Below are 615 nucleotides of genomic sequence, written 5' to 3'. Positions count from 1 at the left end.
GGTGGTGACCCCCAAAAGTTAGAGTTTTTATTATGCAGCTGATTGGCTGGTTTGAGTTCGGTATTGTACTGGACTTAAACCAGCTAATTTTGCTTTAATTCGTTCGTTATTGTAGTAATAAATATATCCTTCAATCTTTTCTTTCAGTTGAGTATAAGACAATAATTCTTCCCCGTAATACATTTCCTGTTTCATAATCCCAAAGAAATTCTCCATTGCCGCATTATCTGCACACGTTGCTTTCCTAGACATACTTTGAAATATTTTGTTTTTCTTTAATGTTTTTACCCATTTTTTATGTTGGTAATGCCATCCTTGATCTGAATGGATGGTTGTTCGATATTTAGCTCCGTTTTTGATTATTTCTATTGCCTGCTTAAGTGGTTGGAGCGCAAACTCTAATGTTGGACTATCGGAAATACTATAAGAAATAATCTCACTATTATACAAATCTAGTATTGGACTTAAATAAAGTTTCTTATTACCAGTACATTTAAATTCGGTGATATCTGTTACTAACTTCTGTAATCGATAAGGCGTATTAAAACGGCGATTCAAACGGTTTTTTGCCACTTTACCAACGGTTCCTTTATAGGAGTTGTATCGAGACTTTCG

1 protein-coding gene is annotated in these 615 nt (G+C 34.1%); it reads right to left on the bottom strand.

Annotated elements, in window-relative coordinates; all coding sequences use genetic code 11:
• Window positions 1-30 precede the first annotated feature (30 nt).
• The coding region (locus tag IEV35_RS19990; RefSeq protein WP_188386417.1) for an IS3 family transposase at window positions 31-615 on the bottom strand (585 nt) is incomplete at its 5' end.

The sequence above is a fragment of the Ornithinibacillus halotolerans genome (genome assembly GCF_014637405.1).
GTDB lineage: Bacteria > Bacillota > Bacilli > Bacillales > Amphibacillaceae > Ornithinibacillus > Ornithinibacillus halotolerans.
This window is presented reverse-complemented; position numbering and strand designations above follow the sequence as displayed.